The following is a 20,067-nucleotide window of genomic DNA, read 5'->3' as shown; positions in this document are numbered from 1 at the left end:
ACAGCGTCTGACACATCTACTGGAAAAGTCAGCAAGGAAGGTGCGCCGCGTCATCGCGGCCTCGTGCCCCCACGGCAGGAGAGCGGGCAGCCGCTTGCCGTTCATTCAGGTACAATCACTTCCCCTGGCCAGCAGGAGTGGGCTTCAACCACTTGTTCACACTGGGGTCGGATCTTCCGTGCGCGACGCTCCGGCCGTACCCACGGACAACAGACGGTGGGCGGGTACTGACCCACTTTGGAGCCGACTTGGAGCCGATATGACCCCGGAGAGAGAACTCACGCTGATGTTGGCGCCGGCCTCCGTGGCCACGGCGTCGGGCGAGCCCCGATTCGGCACCTACCAGGGTGAACTGCCCGAGGTGGACTTGCAGAAGCTCACTGGCCGGTGGGCCCCGTCGGCGGCGAAGGATCGCCTGCTCAAGCGCAAGCGCTGGCACTACACCCTGGCGGCCACGCGCGAGGTGCTGGCGCTCTTCGCGGTGGTGGACGTGGGCTACTCGGCCAATGCCTTCGCGGTGGCGTTGGACTTGAAGGAGCGGCGGGTGCTCTGCGACGTGAGCTTCCTGGGAGCACCGGGTCCGCTGGCCGAGGTGGGCAATCGGCCCGGGGCGGGGCTGTCCGTGTCGTTCCGCACGCTGGGTGGACGGATGACGGCGCAGCGCGGCGCGGAGGACGAGCGCTACCGGCTGCGCGTGGACGTGAGCCGCTTGCGCACCGGCAGCCTCCAGACCTTCCAGTGGGATGGGAGCCTGTTGGTGGCCGGGGGCGCCCCGGCGATGTCGGTCATCGCTCCCGTGGAGGGGGACGGCTTCGTCAACGTCACCCAGAAGCGAGGCGGGATGCTGGCCTTCGGCACGCTCGAGGCGGGGGGCAAGCGCTTCCAGCTCGACGGGGGCGTGGGGGGCACGGACTACACCCAGGGCTATCTCGCGCGGCATACCGCGTGGCGCTGGGCCTTCCTGGCGGGACGGCTCGCGGATGGCACGCCCGTGGGCCTCAACCTCGTCGAGGGCTTCAACGTGAGCTCCCACACCAACGAGAACGCCTTGTGGCTCGGCAACCGGCTCATCCCCCTGGGCCGCGCGAGCTTCGAGTACGACCGTCAGGAGTTGATGAAGCCCTGGCGGTTGCGCACGGACGACGGGGTGGTGGACCTGAGCTTCCAACCCCTGCACGTCCACCGCGAGGACCATGACTTCAAGGTGGTGGTGAGCCACTTCGCCCAGCCCCTGGGGCTCTTCGAGGGCACGGTGCGCGTGGACGGCCACACGCATGTGCTGTCCGCGGTGCCCGGCGTCACCGAGGACCAGGACATGCTCTGGTGAACAGCCCCGGCGGGGGCGGGTGGCTGCGGTGGGCATGGGACTGGCCTATGCTCGGGCCGCGCTCGGGGGCTTCATGCGTTGCTCGAAATGCGGTCACGTCATTGACGATGAGTCGTTGGACTACTGTGCCGAGTGCGGTGAGCCCCTGCGCGTCCAGGCGGACGAGGACGACGAGCGGACCGAGGTCTCCCAGTCGCGGTACGCCGCCGAGGACGAGGCGACCGCCGTCACCGACACCGAGGACGACAATCCGGACGGCTCCGCAGCGGATTATGAGGAGGGGGCCCGGCCCGCTCCCGCGGACTCCTGGGGGGACCGGCTGTCCCAGGCCGCGGGCGCGCTGTTCGTCGCCGTGACGCAGGTGGGCGGCACGTTCCAGGGGCTGTTGGATGATCCCCGCTTCCGGGCACACCTGCCGGGCGGCTCGCTGACGTTGGTGGGCGTGGGGCTCGTGGGGTCGGGGGTGGTGCTCTCGGTGGCGCCTCCCATTCCGGGCATCGGGCCGATGGGCTCGGGGGTGGTGCTCCTGTGGGGAGCGCTCGCGGCGGTGAACGAGTGGCGCCAGGTGCACGAGGCGCCCGAGTACCAGGGCCGGCCCGTGCCACCCCTGCCTCCAGCGCTCGCGAACCTGCCCCGGGAGACGGAGCATCCGGTGATCGGCCAGACGTTCGCGCTGCTCGTCTGCACGTATGCCGTGTTGATGCTGGGCTACGGGCCCATCTCGTGGGTGTGGATGCTCGCCGGGGGGCTGCTCGGCTACGACCAGGGCCGGAGGTACTTCGTCCCGCCCGGGGATGGCTTGCCCGAGGGGGAGTCGGGGTCCGCGTCGCACCCGTGGGTGTTGGCGGGCGTGGTGCTGTGCAGCGTCTCGCTCCTGCTGCCGTGGACGCGGGGGAGCACGTGGTGGTCGGGCATGCGGGGAGGCGAGTTGCCGCTGGCGGCGCTCACCCAGTTCACGCTGCTGTTCCTCGCGTGCACGGCGGTGAAACACCGGGGGCTCGGGGGCATGCACCCGCTCTTCCTCACCCTCATGACCGTGTGGCTCATGCTGTGGTTCTTCGTGATGAAGAACTCCCACAGCCCGGGTCCGTGGGTCTTCCTGCCGGGCGTGTTGACGCTCGTCATCGTCGTCGCGCGCCACCTGATTCCGAGGCGTGCCCCGGAGGCCAAGGAGTCGGCCTCGGACCTGGACTTCCAGGGCTGAGTGGTTCGTCTCAGGGGGTGGAGAACAGGTTCCGCAGCCACGTGAGGAAGCGCTGGGCCAGTGAGTGGTTGGCGTCCAGGTAGCGCCTGGTCACCGCCAGCCCGAGGGGTGTCCCGGGTTCCTGCTGCCAGGCCAGCCACGTGTGGATGAGCGCTTTGGAGCGATGGACGTCCTGGAACCGGCGCTCGGCGGGCGGAATCCCGTCGACGGACGTCTGCGCTCGGGGGATCAGGGGGTCACCTTGATGAACGAGGTGTTGGATGAAGTCCTCCAACATTCCGGACAGCCGGTTGTCGGGCATGACCCAGATGCCGAAGCGGGGCAGGCGACCCTGGGCCGCGAGGATCGTTCCGTCTTCCGCTGGAGCGGCGGGAAGCTCCGTGTAGCCGCTTCTCGCCAGCACGTCGCACACCGAGTGCCACCGGTCCGCGAGGTTCGTGTCGGCGTCGATGATGGTCCCGATGGTGCGCAGCGCCGGGACCCGGAGACGGACACTCAAATCGTCCCGGAGCCGCTCGTATCCATCCTTCGCTTCCACCGTGAACAGGTTCTGGTTGTCCAGTTGGTGGTGGTTGCACAACTGGTAGACGACCTCGCGGTCGTCCTTGCCCTCGACCAACAGGACATGCTCTCGGGGCGGAGGCATCAGCGAACCTCGATGGATTCGCGGGTGATGATCTCGAGATCCCGCTCGTTGAAGACGGTGCCTTTCACCCCGTCTTCCTGGCGCGCGAGGCTGATGAGCGCACCGTTCGATGGGTGGGCGCTCGCGGCGCGCTGGAAGGCCTCGATGCAGTCCCAGCTGTGGGTGGTGGCGAAGACCTGGACGTTGAGCTGGCTGGCGGTCTCGAAGATGAGCCGCCAGAGTTGTTCCTGGGCGCTGTAGTGCACGCCGTTTTCCAGTTCGTCCACGAGGAAGAGCCCGTCTTTCGAGTTGGCGAGCCCGAGCGCCAGTTCGAACACGCGGTTCATTCCGTCGCCCATGCTTCGCAAGGGTTCTGGGTCGTGGCTGCCTTTTTGGCGGATCAAAGGGATGCGGCCTTGAGTCGATATCCTGGTTCCTTCAGCAAGAGAGATGCGTTCAATCCCGGGCGCGATGATCTGGAGCGAGCGCAGGACGTCTTGCTCTTGATCAGTGAGGACGATGTTGTCCCATAGCCAATCCAACTGTCTTCCTTCCAATCCACGGGCAGGTATGGAGTGGCACGTGAACAATCTTTCCGCTGCTGGAGTCTGGTTCTTGTCGAGACCGGGCTCAGAGACGGGATTGCCTTTCTTTTCAGCCCCATATTGAGCTGATATGTCGGGCTCGGCATGTCTGGCAAATGGCCCGGATTTTCTTTGGAGTTTGATCTGGAGTGATTTCTCTCCAGATCCTGACGGAGCGATGCGAAGAGTCGGTTCGAAGTCGAACCCTGTGGACGTGTTCGTGTGAAATGCGCGGTAGATGTCCACGGAAGGGTCGCGTTCGTCCTTGAGGAGTGGTCTTCGAAATTCCTGACGTGCTTTGAGCAGGTTGCGGAGTTCGCGGATCACCTCTGGTCCCGAGGCGTACAACGCGATGGCCTCCAGGAGCGTGCTCTTGCCCACGTTGTTCTTGCCGACGATCAGGTTGACGCGGCCGAGGTTGTCCAGCCGCAGGTCCTTGAAGGCCCTGAAGCCTTGGATATGCAGGGACGGCAGCGGATAGGCACTCCCGCCAGGCTGCGTCGATGTGGATTCTGTGTTCACGGACCGTTCCGCACGAAAGAGAAGAGCGCCCCGTGAAGCCGGGGCCTCACGGGGCGCTCAGGGAAACATCAGGGAAAACAACCCGTCAAGCCTGCTTCTGGAGCCAGGCGCGCACCTCGGGCAGGGCGCGCTCGCGCAGCATCACGTCCTGCTCCAGCTTCTCGATCGTCTGGCTCATGGCCTGCCTGGCCTCCTCCACCGGGTGCGCCGTCAGCAGCTTGCGCACCTCGTCGAGCTGCTTGCGCTCGCGCAGCGCGCCCAGCGACTCCACCACCCGCCGCAGCAGCATGGGCGCCGCGCCCGTGCGCGCCAGCACGTCCTTCCAGCGCTTCTGCTTCTCCGCCCACCACGCGTCGCGGCCCGTGCGGTTGGCCATCAGCCCCGTGAGGAAGCTCGCCACGTCCTGCATCTTCACCTTCTCGCCGAAGAAGAGCTGCTGCGCGGCGGCCGCCAACTGCGGATCCTCGAAGGAGGTGATGGCCATGAGGTAGCGCCGCTGCGTCGCCGGATCCGGCTCCACCGGCATCTTCTCGAGCAGCTTCTCGTACAGTGCCTTGTCGCCCTCGCGCGCCACCATGCCCACCGCCACGTCGAGCAGGTTGGGCTCCAGCGCGCTCGTGTCCCCGTTGAGCGCCCGCTCCACCCGGGGCCGCGCCTCGGCGAGCGCCTTGCGGCTGCGCGCCACGCCGCCAATGGCCCGCACCAGCGCCGCGCGCCGCAGCTTCACCTGGTCCGTCTCTCCCGGCGCCGGCTCCCACCCGAGCTTCTCGAGCCCCGCGCCGAGCAGCTTCTCCACCCAGCGGCGGAAGCGCTCCTGGTCCTCGCCGTCCACCAGCCGGTTCTCCACGTACGCGAGCCGGCCCACCAGCTCGTCCAGCACCGCGTCGTCCTCCTCGTGGCCGAAGCGGCCCGCCAGGTCCAGGAACGCCGCCAGCGTCGCCTGGCCGCTGCGCGCCAGCGCCCACTGGTCCGCGAGCAACGAGATGCGCTCGCTGGGCTCCAGCGCGTCCACGCTCGCCGACAGCCGCTCCAGCGCCCGCGCGTCGTACTGCACCCGGTAGAAGCCCGTGGAGCTCGCGTTGGCGACGAGCCACTTCACCTCGCCCGTGCCCTCCAGCTTCACCTCGGCGTGGGACTCGCGCAGCAGCACCCGCTGCTCGCGCACCCCGCCCGCGTCCGCGTAGCGCAGCACCATGGGCACCGGCCAGTGCTCGTTGCTCTTCACCCCGGGCTCCGAGTAGTAGCGCTGCTGGGCCAGCTTCACCGTGCGGCCCTCCAGCGACACGCTCACCAGCGGGTAGCCGTTCTGTCCAATCCACGCGTTGGCCAGCTCCAGCACCGGCTGCGACGAGGCGTTGGCGAGCGCCCGCCACAGGTCATCCGCCACCGCGTTGGAGCGCGCGTGCTTGCGCATGTACTGGCGCATGCCCTCGCGGAAGGCGTCCTCGCCGAGGAAGCCCTCGATCATCCGCAGCACCGCGCCGCCCTTCTCGTAGGTGATGAGGTCGAAGCTCTCACCGGCCTCGTGCGCGTTGCGCACCTCCCCGCGGATGGGGTGCGTGGAGCGCAGCGCGTCCAGGTGCAGCGCCGCCGCCTTGCCCGCGTCGAAGTCCAGCCACACCCGCCACTCGGGCTTCCACGAGTCGACGATCTTGTACGCCATCCACGTGGCGAAGGCCTCGTTGAGCCAGAGGTCGTCCCACCACACCATCGTCACCCAGTTGCCGAACCACTGGTGCGCCAGCTCGTGCGTCACCACCTCGGCCACGCGCTTCTGCACCGACAGGGGCGCGGTGGCCGGGTCGAGCAGGAGGGCGATCTCCCGGTAGGTGATGAGGCCCGCGTTCTCCATGGCGCCGGCCTCGAAGTCGGGGATGCCGACCTGGTCCACCTTGCCGAAGGCGTAGGGCAGGCCGAAGTACGCCTGGAGCCGGGGCAGGGCCGCGAGCGCCGCGTCCTGGCCGAAGCGCGTGAGGTGCGCCTTCTCCGGCAGCGCCCAGGTGCGCACCGGAATCCCCTCCACCGTCTCCTCGATGGTGCCCACCAGCGGGCCCACCACGAGCGCCACCAGGTACGAGCTGAGCACCTCCGTCTCCTGGAAGTACAGCTTGCGCACGTGGCCGTCGGACTCCTCGCGCTCGAGCCGGCCGTTGCTCAGCGCCGTGAGCCCCGTGGGCACCTGCACCGTGAGCGCCCAGCGCGCCTTGAAGGCCGGCTCGTCGAAGCACGGGAAGAGCCGCCGCGCATCCGCCGCCTCGAACTGCGTGGCCGCCACCTTGCCCGCCATGTACAGGCCCCGCAGGCCCTCGGTGAAGCGGCCCGTCCACGCCACGTCCAGCGCTCCGGCTCCCGCGGGCAGTTGCTCGGGGAAGCGCAGCACCACCGTCTCGCTCTCCGGCACCACGCGCACGTCGTTGCACACGCAGATGCGGCCATCCTGTGTGCGGAACAGCACCTCGCCAATCTTCAGCGCGATGGCGTGCAGGATGATTTCGTCCGTGGGCTTCTCCAGCTCCAGTTCGATCGTCTGCACGCCCGTGAACGCGCGGGCATCCAGGTCGAGCGTCAGGGTCGCCGCGTACCGGTGCGGGCGAACGGAGAGGGGAAGCCGGAAGTTCTTGTCTTCGGTCAGGTGAGCCATAGGCGCCGGCACTCTACCGGGAGCGCGAGCGCTTGCCGGGCCGGACACGCATGCCTTTTCCCTCGGGCGTCCACCGGGTAACGGCTCCCCGCGCCACTGCCTCCCGGCCCTTCGTTTCCCCTCCCGCCAGGGGGGTGTATGCTAAGGGACTACATTGTTCGAGCCGGGGCGGCGTGAGGTCATCGGCCGCGGCGCGCGAGGGACGACGATGAGACGATGGGGACCCACGGACTACCGCGACATGCCCTGGAAGAACGGGGGCGGCGTCACCCGGGAGCTGCTGAAGCTGCCGCACCCGAGGGCGCCGGAGCGCTTCCTCATGCGCCTGTCGATCGCCACGGTGGCCTCGTCGGGGCCGTTCTCCCTGTTCCCGGGGGTGGATCGGACGCTGCTCTTCCTCGAGGGCGAGGGCATGGCGCTGCGCCGGGAGGGAGCCCCCGAGGTGGTCCTCGAGCGGGGCAGTGCGCCGTTCCGCTTTCCGGGCGAGGTGCCCTTCGAGAGCCGGCTGCTCGGAGGGCCGGTGCGCGACTTCAACCTCATGGTGGACCGGGAGCTCGCCGAGGCCCGGCTCGACGTGGTGGAGCTGGCGGCGGGCGGCGAGCACCCCATCGAGGGGGCGGGGAGCGTGTGGCTGTACGGGCTGGCGGGACGGGCGGAGGTGTCGGGCGAGCCACTGGCCGAGCAGGAGCTGCTCGGCTGGGAGGCTCCTGGGAGTCTCCGGGTGCGTGGGGTGGGAGAAGCCCGCGTGGTGGTCGTTCATCTTACCTCGCGAGGAGGGTGAGCCGCGAGCGGGGCCCTGCCCGCCCGGCTGGGGATGGCTGGCGAGGAGGGGCGGGATTGCGTTAGAGCCCTCGGACCTCATGCCTTCGTCCGACACTCCCGAGCCCAGACCCTCCGTCTTCCGTCATCGTGACTTCCGCCTGTTCCAACTGGCCCGCCTGTGCGCGGTGCTGGCGATGCAGGTCGAGTCGGTGGCCATCGGGTGGCAGGTGTACGAGCTGACGGGCAGCGCGCTGGCGTTGGGCTACACGGGCCTCGCGCAGTTCCTGCCCTTCGTGGCCTTCGCGCTGGTGGGCGGACAGGTGGCGGACCGCGTGGACCGGCGCGCCATCCTCGTGGTGTGCCAGAGCGTCATGTTGCTGTGCAGCCTGCTGCTCCTGTCCTTCACGTTGGGCCACATCCGGGACGTGCGCTTCGTCTACGGCGTGCTGGTGCTCTTCGGGACGGCGCGGGCCTTCTACTCGCCCGCGAGCGCGGCACTCGTGCCCCGCATGGTTCCCGCCGAGGATCTCCCCCGCGCGGTGGCCATCAACTCGACGACGTGGCAGGTGGCCACCATCGCGGGTCCCGCCGTGGGCGGCGTCCTCTACGGCTGGGCGGGCGCCATGGGGGCCTACGTGGGCTCCGCCTCGCTGTGCGCGCTCACCGTGGTGTGGATGCTCCTGTTGAAGGTCCGCACGGGCCGCTCCTCGAGCGAGCCCTTCTCGATGAAGACGCTGCTGGCGGGCTTCCACTTCGTGCGCCGTCAGCGGCTGCTGCTCGGCAGCATCACCCTGGACCTGTTCGCGGTGTTGCTGGGCGGCGCGGTGGCCCTGCTGCCCATCTACGCTCAGGACGTGCTGCACACGGGGCCCTGGGGCCTGGGGTTGTTGCGCAGCGCGCCCGCGGTGGGCGCGGCGGTGGTGGCGCTCCTGCTGGCCTCGCGTCCGCTGGGCGGCCGGGCGGGATGGAAGATGTTCATCGCGGTGGCCATCTTCGGCGTGGCGACGCTCGTCTTCGGCGTGAGCCGCTCGCTGCCCCTGTCCGTGGTGGCCCTGGCGGTGGCGGGGGCGGCGGACATGGTGAGCGTGGTGGTGCGCGGCACGGTCGAGATGCTGGCCACGCCGGACGAGATGCGCGGACGCGTGGGCGCGGTGAACATGATCTGCATCGGCGCCTCCAACGAGCTGGGCGAGTTCCGCGCCGGCTCCTTCGCCGAGCACATGGGCGCGGAGAAGGCGGTGATCTCCGGAGCGGTGGGCACGCTGGTGGTGGTGGTGCTGTGGGCCTGGGGCTTCCCCGAGCTACGGCGGGTGGACCACCTGGAGACGGCGGCGCGCGAGCCCCTGCCGCCCGAGCCCGAGCCCCTGGCGGCGCAGTCGGCTCACTGAGCCGGAGGCCGCGGCGTCTGGGAGGGTGAAGCGGGCTGCTTCGTGGGCTCGCGGCGCAGGCCGTGCCACAGCTCCAGGAAGACGCCGTTGGTCCAGCCGAAGCCGATGACGTTGTGCGCGTAGCCCGCGGTGACCTGCACCTCGGTGGTGCGCTTCACCACGTTGTACTTCTCGCGCAGGTTGCCCTCGCGGTGGAAGTTGTCGGCGACCATGTCGAGGAACTTCCGGGACAGGCGGTCCGCGTCGGCGTCATGGCCATGGCGGCGCAGGCCCTCGACGGCGAGGAGCTGGAGGGGTGCCCAGCCGTAGGGCAGATCCCACTGGGCGGACGTCTCCTGGCGGCTCATCGCGAGTCCCCCGGCCCGCTCGAAGTCCGGGAGGTGGGCGGCCACGGCGCGCGCCTGCTCGGGCGAGGCCAGTCCCGCCCAGAGCGGGTAGAAGGTCGTCGCGTACTCGTAGGTGGAGCGCTGTCGCTTCTCGACGTCGTAGTCGAAGTACATGCCCCGCTCGGCGTCCCACAGGTAGCGGTCCACCAGGGCCCGGCGCTTCGTGGCGCGCTCGCGCCAGGCACGGGCCTCGGCGTCGCGGCCGAGCAGCGTGCTGATGCGCTCCAGGTCCGTCTCCGCCTTGTACAGCAGGCTGTTGAGGTCCACCGCGGCGAAGTGGTGCGTGCGCGCGCTGAAGGGCCCGAAGCGGAAGGAGATGTCGAAGCCGGACTCGCGCATGGCGCGATCGCCCCGGTAGAAGTCCTCGGTGAGGGTGACGGCGCCCTGGGTGGTGCAGGTCGTGGTGCCGGGGTCGCGCTGGCACACCTGGGTGAGGAACACGGGGGCCGTGGCGCTCGGGGAGATGGCGTCCCGGTCCACCTCGCGCAGGAAGGGCCGGCCCTCCTCGGAGTGGCGCGTGAAGTAGCTCACCACGTCGCGGTAGTAGCGGGCCTGGTCCACCGCCAGTTCGGGCACCGGCCCCTCGTTGAAGTCGAAGTAGCGCGACAGGCCCGTGTCGCCCGCCAGGTGCTCCTCCCGCACCCACAGACCATGGTCGCGCACGAGGAAGGGCCAGGCCTCGGTGAGCCAGGCGCGGCCCTCGTCCTCCGGCAGCGCCCGGTGGATCTCCATCACCATGGAGGTGAGGAAGGGCGGCTGGGAGCGGGACAGGTAGTAGGTGCGGTTGGCGTTGAGCAGCGCGCCGTAGTGTTGGATCTCGAAGAAGAAGTTGCGCACCATGCCCTGGGCCAGCTCCCGCCGTCCGTCGCGCAACAGCCCCCGGATGATGAAGTAGCTGTCCCAGCCATACATCTCGTTGAACATGCCGCCGGGCACCACGTAGGGGTGCTCGAGGTAGAGCAGTCCCTGGGTCTCCAACGCGCGCACGTCCACCTGTCCCGCCCCGGTGAGCTCCCTGGGCAGGCGGTGGAGCTCCACCTTCGGACACTTCTGGCGCAGCCGCTGGACGATGGCGGGCTCGGGCAGCTCCCGGGGCAGGTAGAGCACGGCGCGGCCCGCGACCTTGGGGTCCTCGAACACCTCACAGGACTCGAGTGAGCGCGTGAGTGCGTCCCAGGTGCGCGCGATGTAGCCGCGCACGTCGGCATGATTGGCGGAGGGCGCTGGAGCGGGAGCGGGTGCCGCGCTCGCGGTGAGGGCCAGCGTGACGAGCAGCCCCGTCATCCACGGAGCGCTCCTGGAGCGTCGAGCGGCTGCCATCGGTCCTCCCGGGCCCATGCATGACGGGCTGGCCAAGGGGGCAAAGCTCGTCATCCCCGCGCGGGCGCGCAACGGGACGGTGATAGAAGAACGTCCATGCCGCCCCCCGCGCCGCTCGTCTTCCTCCAGGACTCCGCCCTTCCCGAGGCCCACTTCCAGCGCCTGTGGCGGCGGGTGCGCGCGTTGGGCCGCGAGCGGCTACGTCAGACCTACCAGACGACCTTCTGGTTCGACCTGGGCGAGCCCACCAACCTCGTGGAGGAGGCCATCCTCGCGCTGCGCCCGCGCGTGCCGGTGCGCCGGGGGATCGCGGGGGTGGAGTGGTGGTTGTCGCGCATGTACACCACGGACGTGCAGGTGGACTTCCATCAGGACCGCGACGAGAAGCTCGCCTTGAAGGGAGGGCCGCTCGTGCATCCGCGCTTCACCTCGCTGCTCTTCATGAACCGGGTGCGGGGTGGGGCGCTCGCGGTGACGCGGGCGCTTCCGTGCGAGGACAACCCGTCGCTCGCGCCCGACACGGACGAGTTCGATCTGGTGATGCCCCGGCCCAACCGCTTCTCCTGCTTCCGGGGCAATCTCACCCATGGCGTGCTGGACGCCCGCAACCAGATTCCCGACGGGAAGCTGCCGGGGACGTCGCGCCTGCGGGTGACGCTGGTGATGAACTGGTGGCACCAGCGTCCCACGGACTTGCCGACCTTCGCCGAGTCGCGTGCGTACCGCTCGCTCGCGCTGCCCGCCAGGCGTCCGGCGGGAGCGCGGTGAGAGCCGGGTTCTAGAGACCGGTGATGCCCAGCGCGCCCTCGAGGCCGCTGAAGTTCTTCTCCACGACGACGTGGAGGATGGCGTTCTCCAGGCGGATCTCCACGGGCAGGCCGCCGGTGCCGGGAGTCGCATTGGAGATGGTGTTGGCCACGATGAACCAGATGCGCGGCTGGCGCACGGCCTTGAGGAACGTCTCCGAGCTGGGGATGGTGGCTTCCGTGCGCGAGGCGGGTCCGAAGTTGGCCGACAGCAGCTCCTGGGATTTGGCGTAGTACGGGGGCAGGTTGCGCGGGGTGTAGATGATGGGCTGATCCGGCGTGGCGGTGCCCTCGAGGGACAGGCGCGCGGACGCGTTCAGCGTGAAGACGGTCGAGGGGTTGACCACGGTCAGGGTGGCGGTCACTTCCTTCACGAGGACCGCGAGGTCCTGCGTGTCCGCGGGCAGGTCGATGGCCACCTCGGCATAGGTGGGCTCGAAGATGGAGGTGACCGGAACCGTCGTGGAGATGGGATCCGAGTCGATGGCCACCTCGGCGGAGCACGCGGTGACCAGCAGGGAGCAGAGCAGGGCGGGAGCGAGGCGGTTCATTAGAAGGTCAGGGACAGGTCGAAGGCGGGGAGGAAGGGAACGCGGCCCTCGTTGTAGGGCAGCAGGGGCTCGGTGACGTCGACGTACGCGAGGCCGAGGGACACACCGAGCGTCGGGCCGCCGTAGCGCAGACCGAACGCGCCGCGCAGGGGCATGCCCTCGGAGAAGCGCACCCCGAGCTCGCCGACGGCGGACAGGTTGCCGATGATGTTGAACACCACCGCGCCGGTCGCCGTGGTGACGGTGTTCTGGTAGATGTAGTGGCGCACCTCGCCCTGCACCAGGAAGCGCCCGAGCACGATGCCGTAGAGCGCATAGACGCTGGGCCCGCTGAAGTTCACGTCGACGCGCTGGATTTCGGGCACCTGCTCGCTGAGGGCGTTGGACAGCGTCTCCCCGCCGAGGAACCACGTGTAGCGCCCGCCGATGACGAAGCGGTGGATGCCCCACTCGGCGCCCCAGCGCACGCCCACGTTGGCGGCGGTGGCGATGTCCGCCAGCAGCGAGGTGTCCACGGCGATGCCCAGGGCCAGGGGGATCGCGGTGCGCTGCAGGCCGATGGTCAGATGCTTGATGGGCGCGGCCTCATCGCTGGACAACAGGCGCGCGTTGCCGGCGTGGGGGAAGAGGCGCGTGTCCTCCTCCACCTCATCGGCGCGGGCCGCGCTCAGGGGAATGAGCGCGGTGAGCGCCCAGAGCGCGAGCCCGGCTGCCAGCGGGCGGTGCGGGGCGGAGAATACATGTCGAGGTGTCAACCCAACTCACTCCTTGCAGGGATGGGAGGGGATTTATCTACCGCGCCGCTCCTCGCCGTGTCACTTCCAGGTGGAGCCGAGTGGGTGTTCGCCGACAGGGGCGCGCTCGGACCTGGACCCACACGCGAGCACGGCATGGCCATGAACGGGGATGGTGCGGAGAAGTCGCGAGTCCTGGAGCTGTTGCGGCGTCACGGTTGGAACACCACGTCCTTCCAGGTGCTGGAGCCCGGGTACGCGTACTGGTTCGACGGGGACGACGCGTGCGTGGCCTACGTGGACACGGGAAGCGCGTGGGTGGTGGCGGGGGCGCCCATCGCCTCGACGGAGCGGCTCGCCGAGGTGGCCGAGCGCTTCGCGGCGCATGCGGCCACACAGGGCCGGCGGGTGTGTTTCTTCGCCATCGAGACACGGCTGTTACACGCCACGCCGCTGGAGTCCCTGCTCATCGGCGAGCAGCCGGTGTGGGACCCGCGGCGGTGGGAGGAGTGCCTGCGCGACAGCCGCCACCTGCGCGAGCAGCTGCGCCGCGCGAGGGCCAAGGGCGTGCGCGTACGGGCGGTGGACGTGGCGGAGGTGCGTGAGCCCACGAGCCCGGTGCGCGAGGGGATGGAGCGGTTGATGGCTCGCTGGCTGGAGTCGCGGCGGATGGCTCCCATGGGCTTCCTGGTGCAGCTGTCGCCCTTCGATCGGCCCGAGGCGCGGCGCTGCTTCGTGGCGGAGCGGGACGGGGAGGTGGTGGCCTTCCTGTCGGCCATCCCCGTGTACGCGCGCGAGGGCTGGTTCGTGCAGCACCTGCTGCGCGACAAGCGGGCGCCCAATGGCACCGTGGAGTTGTTGGTGGATGGGCTGATGCGCGCCGCGGCGGCCGAGGACCGGAGCTTCCTGACGCTGGGCCTGGCGCCGCTGTCGGGTGAGGTGGCCGGGGTGCTGAGGCTGGCACGCCGGCTGGGCAAGCCCCTCTATGACTTCGAGGGCCTGCGGGCCTTCAAGGCCCGGTTGCGCCCCCATTCGTGGGATCCCGTCTTCCTGGCATGGCCCCGGACGCGGGGTCCCGTGCTCGCGGTGTACGACTCCCTCAAGGCCTTCGCCCAGGGCAGCCTGCTGCGCTTCGGCGCGAGGAGCCTGCTGGAGCATCCCCTGCTGCTCATCTGGCTGACCGCGGTGCTGCTGGTGCCGTGGACGGTGCTGCTCGCGCTGCCCATCACCACCAGCCACTTCCCCTCCTGGCACATCCAGGCCGCCTGGGTGCTCTTCGACGTGGGGCTCACGGTGGCGCTCTTCTCGCTCGTGCGGCGCTGGCGCCGGGGGCTCGCCACCCTGCTGGCCTGGGTCATCACCGGCGACGCGAGCCTCACCCTGCTCGAGGCCCTGCTCTACAACCTGCCGCGCGCCGAGGGCTGGGGCGACTGGCTGGTCATGATCGTGGCGGTGTTGGCTCCGTCGCTGGCGGCGGCCCTGCTCTTCTGGGCGCGCGGACACCGGACACTTCAGGCTCCGTGAGGGGTCTCACGCCCGGCGGGGCGGAGGCTCTTCCTCGGGGGGCAGCGGGGGATGCGTCGGCGTGAGGTAGATGTCCGCGCCCTGGACTCGCGCGACACGGTGGAACTGCACCGCGTATTCCCGGCGGGCGGGCGAGCCCTGTCCGAGCTCGAAGTGGGTGGTCCCCACGTTCTCCACCGTCCCGAGCTTGCGCCCGGTCCCGTCGCGCACCGTCATTCCCTCGTGGATTTCTCCAGGGTCGATCATCCTCCGCTCCTCTCTTGGGTTGTGTGGCATTGCCCAATGAGATGAACACCGCGGAGTCCACCCACCCATGGCGCCTGCCCGTCCGCCTGGTGCTGGAGGGCAGGGGGAGCGGCCTAGCCCGGCTGGCAGACCTGCCGGAGGATATCGAGCGTCTCCAGCGCCTTGCCCGCGCCCATCACCACCGCGGACAGCGGATCCTCGGCGAGGAACACCGGCAGACCCGTCTCCTCGCGCAGGAGCGTGTCGAGGTTCTTGAGCAGCGCGCCACCCCCGGCGAGCACGATGCCGCGGTCGGCGATGTCGCCGGCGAGCTCCGGCGGGGTGCGCTCGAGCGTGAGCTTCACCGCCTCGACGATGCCATTGACGGGCTCGGCGAGCGCGTCACGCACCTCGTCGCTGCTCACCGTGAGCGTGCGCGGCACGCCGGCCACCAGGTCGCGACCCTTGATCTCCATGGTCATGACCTCCTCGGTGGGGTACGCGGTGCCGATGCCCATCTTGATGAGCTCCGCGGTGCGCTCGCCGATGAGCAGGTTGTACTTGCGCTTGACGTACTGGATGATCGCCTCGTCCAGCTTGTCGCCGCCGATGCGCACGCTCTTGGCGAACACGATGCCGGCCAGGCTGATGACGGCCACGTCGGAGGTGCCACCGCCGATGTCGACGATCATGTTGCCGCTGGGCTCGGTGACCGGCAGGCCCGCGCCGATGGCGGCCGCCATGGGCTGCTCGATGAGGTACACCTCGCGGGCGCCGGCGTTGGCGGCGGCCTCGCGCACCGCGCGGCGCTCCACCTCGGTGATGCCCGAGGGAATGCCGATGACGATGCGCGGGGAGACGAGCGACTTGCGGTTGTGCGCCGTCTGGATGAAGTAGCGCAGCATCGCCGCGGTGATCTCGAAGTCGGCGATGACGCCGTCCTTCATCGGGCGGATGGCCACGATATTGCCCGGGGTCCGACCGAGCATCTCCTTGGCCTCCTTGCCCACGGCGAGCACCTTCTTGCCGCCGCGCGCGTCCTGCTGGACGGCCACCACGGAGGGCTCGTTGGACACGATGCCCTGGCCGCGGATGTAGATGAGCGTGTTGGCCGTGCCCAGGTCGATGGCGAGGTCACGCGAGAAGAGAGTGTGGAGCCAGTCGAACATACGGGGGCGGGAACTTTCCGGACTACGTCGTCAATTCCCACGGAACAGTGGGATCGCGCGGCAACCTACTACGCAGCCCCCGTTGCAGAAAGAAAAGGCAACGTCAAGCCCGGGGCCCGGCCGCAGAGCGTCCAACCCCGGAACCTTTTACCCAAGTTTTCCTTATCTGTCGGTTTTTTTACGGATTCACGCAGGCAGGGGCCTCGAGTGCGGGAGGGGCGCCGGGCGCGTGGCGCAGGGCCTCGCGGGTGACGAGCAGGAAGGCCTCGTGCATGGGCTCGAAGAGCAGGGCGGTGGCGTACCAGAAGGGGGCGTAGTCCAGGCGGATGAGTCCCTTCACGCTCCATCCCTTGTCGTCGTAGTCCCAGGGGCAGCGGCCGAGCGCCTTGCGCAGGAGCCAGCCACTGAGGAACTCCGCGCCGAAGATGACGACGGTGTAGGCGAGCGCCCGCAGGGGCCGGGGCAGGAAGCGCAGCCGCTCCTGGAGGGACTCCAGGCTCAGGGCCGTTGAGCCGTAGATGGGGTGCATCCACAGGTAGGTCTTCGCCGTGCCGGTCCGGTCCCCCTTCAGGGCGTTCTCCATGCCGGTGAAGCACACCTCCAGCACCCAACCCGCGCAGCCATAGAGGACGTATCGAGGTAACACGCCCCGAAGTTGGGGATGCGCGTCGTGCCGGGCACTGGGACCGGCGGAACGGGCCGCCGTGAAGCCCGTGGCTCCAGGGGGTGGCTCAGCGCTTGAGGGCGTACTTCCCGATGACGTAGAGCGCCCGCACGCCATCCTTCCAGCCGATCTTCTTGCCCTCCTCGTAGGTGCGCCCGTGGTAGCTGATGGGCACCTCGAAGACGCGCCAGCCGCCGCGAGCCACCTTGGCGGTGATCTCCGGCTCGAAACCGAAGCGGTCCTCCTCCACGGTGACGGAGCGGATGACCTCGGTGCGGAAGGCCTTGTAGCAGGTCTCCATGTCGGTGAGGTTGAGGTTGCTCGTCATGTTGCTCAACGTGGTGAGCATGTTGTTGAGCACCGAGTGCCAGAAGTAGAGGACGCGCCGGGGCGTGCCGGTGAAGCGGCTGCCGAAGACGACGTCCGCCTCGCCATCGATGATGGGCTGGAGCACGCGGGGGATGTCGCGCGGGTCGTACTCGAGGTCCGCGTCCTGCACGATGATGATGTCCCCGGTGGACTCGGCGAAGCCGCGCCGCAGGGCCGCGCCCTTGCCCTGGTTCTTCTCCTGCAGGAACACGCGCACTTCGTTGCGGTTCTTCGGGGTGCCGCCCACGACCGAGAGGCCCTCGGTGGTCAGGCGCTGGAGCAGCTCGCGGCTGCCGTCGCGCGAGCAGTCGTCCACGAGGACGAGTTCCTTCGGGAAGTCCACCGCGGTGATACGGCGGATGATTTCGGCGAGCGTGGAGATCTCGTTGTAGACCGGGATGACGACGGAGACGAGCATGGCGAGTGGCGCTCTAGCCGATTTCCAGGCTCCGCGCGACTCTTACCGAGGATGCCGGCCGCATTGAATTGGGTCAGACCCATCAAGAACGTTTAGACAGAATAAACGGGAAGGACGGACGTCAGGGGCGCGCCACCCCGACGGGGTGGAGTCGCGTTCCTCGAGAGAGCCTCATGCCCCCCCTTCCCCTGGTTTCCAACCCCTCCCTCTTCTCTGGTCGCCGCCTGGGCGCGTTGCCCCTGCTCGGGGCGTTGCTGCTGGCTCCGGGCTGCGCTCCGGAGTCCGTCGAGTCGCCACGACTCCAGCAGGTTGAACAATCCGTCGTCACCCTGCCCATCCGCATCAACGTGGGCGGGGAGGCCTACACGGACTCCACCGGCAAGGTATGGGACGCCGATTGGGGCTTCAGTGGCGGCAGCCCCGTGGTGATGACCCAGCCCATCTCCGGCACCGAGGAGGATCCGCTCTACCAGAGCGCGCGGACGAACGGCCAGTTCAGCTACACCCTTCCGGTGCCCGGGCCCGGCGTCTACCGCGTCGACCTCCACTTCGCCGACGAGCTGGGGCCCGGCTTCCACACTTTCGACATCTCCGCCGAGGAAGGCATGTACGTCGAAGGCTTCGACCTCGGAAAGGAGGCGGGGACCTTCAACGCGTACACGGTCAGCCTCGATGTGATGGTCGATGACGATCAGCTGGTCCTGGGGTTCGGCTATCCCGACGGGTACGCCACCCTCTCCGCCCTCGAGGTGAAGCGCTCGTCCTGGCAGGCCCTGGGGGGACTGCTGGCGGGCGGCACGCGCCCCTCCTCGCCTCGGGAGCCCGTGATGGCCGTGGACTCCCTGAGCCGTCCCACGGTCGCCTGGGTCGAGAATGTCTACCCGGAGAGCGGGTCGGGTTTCGTCACCACCCAGCTCCTCGTGCGGCGTTGGAGCGGCAGCCAGTGGCTCCCGGTGGGGGGAGGGCTCGGCTCGCCGGAGGCCGGAGACGTGACATCGCCCTCGCTGGTGCTGGATGCGAGTGGAAGGCCCCTGGTGGCCTTCATGCAGTCGTACGCGGACTCCATCTCCGTTGTCCGGTGGAATGGCACGCTCTGGCAGGAGATGCCCCCTGTGATCGTGCCGGACAGGGAGGTGCCCCAGGGCGTCTCGCTGGCCCTCACCCCCTCCGGCTACCCCGTGGTGGCCATCGCGATGAAGAGCTACTTCAGTTGGTCGAGCTACGACACCCAGCCCCGCGTCTACGTCTACCAATGGAACGGGTTGGCCTGGACACAGCTGGGAGCCGCCATGGAGTCCGGGACCGGGTTGGGAGCCGCGCGCAATCCCTCTCTGGCCATCGACCGGTACGGCCGTGCCGTCGTCGCGTGGGACGCGTACGATGATTCCAATCCCTACCTCTCGCGCGGCACCGTCCATGTCTTCCGCTACGAGGCCGGCCAGTGGGTGCGTCTGGGCGGCGTCTTGAACCACACCCCGGAGAACGAATACGCGGTCGCCGAGAACCCCTCGCTGGTGGTCGACCCTATCGAGGGCACTCCATCCGTGGCCTGGATCGATGAGTCGCGGGTGAGCGTCGAACGCAGGATCTTCGTGGCCCGCTGGTCCGCCGCCAACGGGGCATGGAGTCAGCTCACGGACAATGGGCTCGATGGTTGGTCACGCTCCTCGACGGAGGCGTACGGACCGGCACTCGCGGCGGGGCGGGACGGGAGCCTCGTGGCAACCTGGAATGAGCGCGCGCGATACCTTACCAGTACCCCGCATTTCCTCCGCAAGTGGAGTGGGGGGCAGTGGTCGGCCATCGCCTCGAATCCCCACGCCATGATGTCGAGCAACTACTACGTGGACTCCGCGCTCGCCCTGGATGCCAGCAACCAGCCCCTGTTGATGTCGCCGATCAGCACCTGGTCGCCCTGGCGGGAAGGCTTCTACGTGCGCCAGTTCGTCCCGTAGAGTCGCGGGACTTTCTCGTCAGTCCATGGAGGGTGGAAGATGGACCCGAGCGACTTCGAATCCCGGATGCGTGAGGGCGAGTTCTTCCACTCCCTGCGGCTGTTGCGTGGGGCGTGGTGCGTGCTGCGAGTGGATGGCCGGGGGTTCTCGCGCTTCACGGAGACGCACTACGACAAGCCCTTCGACGTCCGGATGCACGAGCAGATGGTGCGCACGGCCTCGGCGTTGATGGAGGAGTTGCAGGGCCTCTACGCCTATACGGAGAGCGATGAGATCTCCATCCTCTTCCGGCCGGAGTGGTCGCTCTACGACCGGGAGGTGGAGAAGCTGGTGTCGCTCAGCGCGGGCCTGGCCAGCGCCACCTTCACGCACGCGGCGGGGGTGCCGGCCGTGTTCGACAGCCGGGTGTGGCTGGGCGTGAACGAGGACGCGGTGCTGGACTACTTCCGCTGGCGTCAGTCGGATGCGACCCGGTGCGCGCTCAATGGCTGGTGCTACTGGACGCTGCGCAAGGAGGGCCAGAGCGCGGCACAGGCCTCGCGGGTCCTGCACGGCCAGTCCGTGGGCTTCAAGAACGAGCTGCTCTTCCAGCGCGGCATCAACTTCAACGAGCTGCCGCTCTGGCAGCGGCGTGGCTCGGGCGTGGTGTGGGAGCAGTACGAGAAGGAAGGGGTGAATCCCGTCACCGGCCAGACGGTGCGCTCCACGCGCCGCAGGCTGCGCGTGGACCAGGATCTTCCGATGAAAGAGGCTTACGATGCCTATGTCCGCGAGCGGATGCGCTCCGGGCCCTGACCCCTTCCGAGGTGATGACCATGCGAAAGCAATACTTTGTCGCTCTCCTGCTCTTGTGGGTGAGCCCCGCGCTCCAGGGCTGTTGCTCCCAGGAACCC

General features: G+C 68.9%; 18 protein-coding genes. 8 read left to right on the top strand and 10 right to left on the bottom strand.

Features of this window, described 5'->3' with window-relative positions; all coding sequences use genetic code 11:
• The first annotated feature begins 259 nt into the window (after positions 1–259).
• Together CYFUS_RS47565 and CYFUS_RS47560 are read left to right on the top strand one after the other, a co-directional pair.
• Positions 260–1,327 carry a DUF2804 domain-containing protein gene (locus CYFUS_RS47565; protein ID WP_095991266.1) on the top strand — a complete coding sequence of 356 codons (1,068 nt, stop codon included), beginning with the start codon at positions 260–262 and terminating at the stop codon, positions 1,325–1,327.
• A 34-nt stretch (positions 1,328–1,361) separates the two neighbouring features.
• Positions 1,362–2,531 (top strand): zinc ribbon domain-containing protein, encoded by a 1,170-nt coding sequence (locus CYFUS_RS47560; RefSeq protein ID WP_157759073.1) that lies wholly within the window; start codon positions 1,362–1,364, stop codon positions 2,529–2,531.
• Positions 2,532–2,541: 10 nt separating this feature from the next.
• On the opposite strand, the gene CYFUS_RS47555 is transcribed toward CYFUS_RS47560, so the two are convergent.
• From CYFUS_RS47555 to CYFUS_RS47545, 3 genes are all read right to left on the bottom strand, one after another.
• Positions 2,542–3,177 carry a DUF3226 domain-containing protein gene (locus CYFUS_RS47555; protein ID WP_095991264.1) on the bottom strand — a complete coding sequence of 212 codons (636 nt, stop codon included), beginning with the start codon at positions 3,175–3,177 and terminating at the stop codon, positions 2,542–2,544.
• Positions 3,177–4,262, bottom strand: a complete 1,086-nt coding sequence (locus CYFUS_RS47550; RefSeq protein WP_095991263.1) for an AAA family ATPase — start codon at positions 4,260–4,262, stop codon at positions 3,177–3,179. Before CYFUS_RS47550 ends, CYFUS_RS47555 begins: the two co-directional genes overlap by 1 nt.
• Before the next feature lie 85 nt (positions 4,263–4,347).
• The gene (locus CYFUS_RS47545; protein ID WP_095991262.1) at positions 4,348–6,903 is read right to left on the bottom strand and encodes a M1 family metallopeptidase; all 2,556 of its coding nucleotides are present in this window, start codon (positions 6,901–6,903) and stop codon (positions 4,348–4,350) included.
• Positions 6,904–7,111: 208 nt separating this feature from the next.
• Between CYFUS_RS47545 and CYFUS_RS47540 the strand changes: the two genes are divergently transcribed.
• Together CYFUS_RS47540 and CYFUS_RS47535 are read left to right on the top strand one after the other, a co-directional pair.
• Complete coding sequence (locus CYFUS_RS47540) at positions 7,112–7,684, top strand: HutD family protein (RefSeq protein WP_095991261.1); 573 nt, start codon at positions 7,112–7,114, stop codon at positions 7,682–7,684.
• A gap of 79 nt (positions 7,685–7,763) precedes the next feature.
• Positions 7,764–9,053: an MFS transporter gene (locus tag CYFUS_RS47535; protein ID WP_095991260.1), complete on the top strand. Its 1,290-nt coding sequence runs from the start codon at positions 7,764–7,766 to the stop codon at positions 9,051–9,053.
• Here the strand turns inward: CYFUS_RS47535 and CYFUS_RS47530 are convergent.
• Positions 9,047–10,759, bottom strand: coding sequence for a trehalase family glycosidase (locus CYFUS_RS47530; protein ID WP_198316379.1), 1,713 nt, complete (start codon positions 10,757–10,759; stop codon positions 9,047–9,049). The two genes, CYFUS_RS47535 and CYFUS_RS47530, sit on opposite strands and share 7 nt — an antisense overlap.
• 96 nt (positions 10,760–10,855) lie before the next feature.
• Between CYFUS_RS47530 and CYFUS_RS47525 the strand changes: the two genes are divergently transcribed.
• A complete protein-coding gene (locus CYFUS_RS47525) occupies positions 10,856–11,527 on the top strand; it encodes a hypothetical protein (RefSeq protein ID WP_095991258.1) in 672 nt (223 codons plus the stop codon).
• A 10-nt stretch (positions 11,528–11,537) separates the two neighbouring features.
• Here CYFUS_RS47525 and CYFUS_RS47520 read toward each other — a convergent pair whose 3' ends face one another.
• Positions 11,538–12,116 (bottom strand): hypothetical protein, encoded by a 579-nt coding sequence (locus CYFUS_RS47520; protein WP_095991257.1) that lies wholly within the window; start codon positions 12,114–12,116, stop codon positions 11,538–11,540.
• On the bottom strand, positions 12,116–12,871 hold the full coding sequence (locus CYFUS_RS47515; RefSeq protein WP_095991256.1) for a hypothetical protein: 756 nt from the start codon (positions 12,869–12,871) through the stop codon (positions 12,116–12,118). Before CYFUS_RS47515 ends, CYFUS_RS47520 begins: the two co-directional genes overlap by 1 nt.
• Before the next feature lie 84 nt (positions 12,872–12,955).
• Here CYFUS_RS47515 and CYFUS_RS47510 point away from each other — a divergent pair, with 84 nt between their 5' ends.
• Entirely contained in the window at positions 12,956–14,374 is a 1,419-nt protein-coding gene (locus CYFUS_RS47510; protein ID WP_095991255.1) for a bifunctional lysylphosphatidylglycerol flippase/synthetase MprF, read from the top strand.
• A gap of 6 nt (positions 14,375–14,380) precedes the next feature.
• Here CYFUS_RS47510 and CYFUS_RS47505 read toward each other — a convergent pair whose 3' ends face one another.
• The 4 genes from CYFUS_RS47505 to CYFUS_RS47490 form a co-directional block, all read right to left on the bottom strand.
• Positions 14,381–14,620 carry a DUF2171 domain-containing protein gene (locus CYFUS_RS47505; protein WP_002621976.1) on the bottom strand — a complete coding sequence of 80 codons (240 nt, stop codon included), beginning with the start codon at positions 14,618–14,620 and terminating at the stop codon, positions 14,381–14,383.
• Between the two features lie 113 nt (positions 14,621–14,733).
• On the bottom strand, positions 14,734–15,768 hold the full coding sequence (locus CYFUS_RS47500) for a rod shape-determining protein (protein WP_002621977.1): 1,035 nt from the start codon (positions 15,766–15,768) through the stop codon (positions 14,734–14,736).
• 178 nt (positions 15,769–15,946) lie between these two features.
• The gene (locus tag CYFUS_RS47495; RefSeq protein WP_269770187.1) at positions 15,947–16,549 is read right to left on the bottom strand and encodes a putative ABC transporter permease; all 603 of its coding nucleotides are present in this window, start codon (positions 16,547–16,549) and stop codon (positions 15,947–15,949) included.
• Positions 16,500–17,219, bottom strand: a complete 720-nt coding sequence (locus tag CYFUS_RS47490; protein ID WP_095991254.1) for a glycosyltransferase family 2 protein — start codon at positions 17,217–17,219, stop codon at positions 16,500–16,502. Before CYFUS_RS47490 ends, CYFUS_RS47495 begins: the two co-directional genes overlap by 50 nt.
• A gap of 173 nt (positions 17,220–17,392) precedes the next feature.
• Here CYFUS_RS47490 and CYFUS_RS47485 point away from each other — a divergent pair, with 173 nt between their 5' ends.
• On the top strand, positions 17,393–19,174 hold the full coding sequence (locus tag CYFUS_RS47485) for a malectin domain-containing carbohydrate-binding protein (protein ID WP_095991253.1): 1,782 nt from the start codon (positions 17,393–17,395) through the stop codon (positions 19,172–19,174).
• Between the two features lie 39 nt (positions 19,175–19,213).
• Positions 19,214–19,969, top strand: a complete 756-nt coding sequence (locus CYFUS_RS47480; RefSeq protein WP_095991252.1) for a tRNA(His) guanylyltransferase Thg1 family protein — start codon at positions 19,214–19,216, stop codon at positions 19,967–19,969.
• Positions 19,970–20,067 lie beyond the last annotated feature (98 nt).

Source organism: Cystobacter fuscus (genome assembly GCF_002305875.1).
GTDB classification, from domain to species: Bacteria; Myxococcota; Myxococcia; order Myxococcales; family Myxococcaceae; genus Cystobacter; species Cystobacter fuscus_A.
This window is presented reverse-complemented; position numbering and strand designations above follow the sequence as displayed.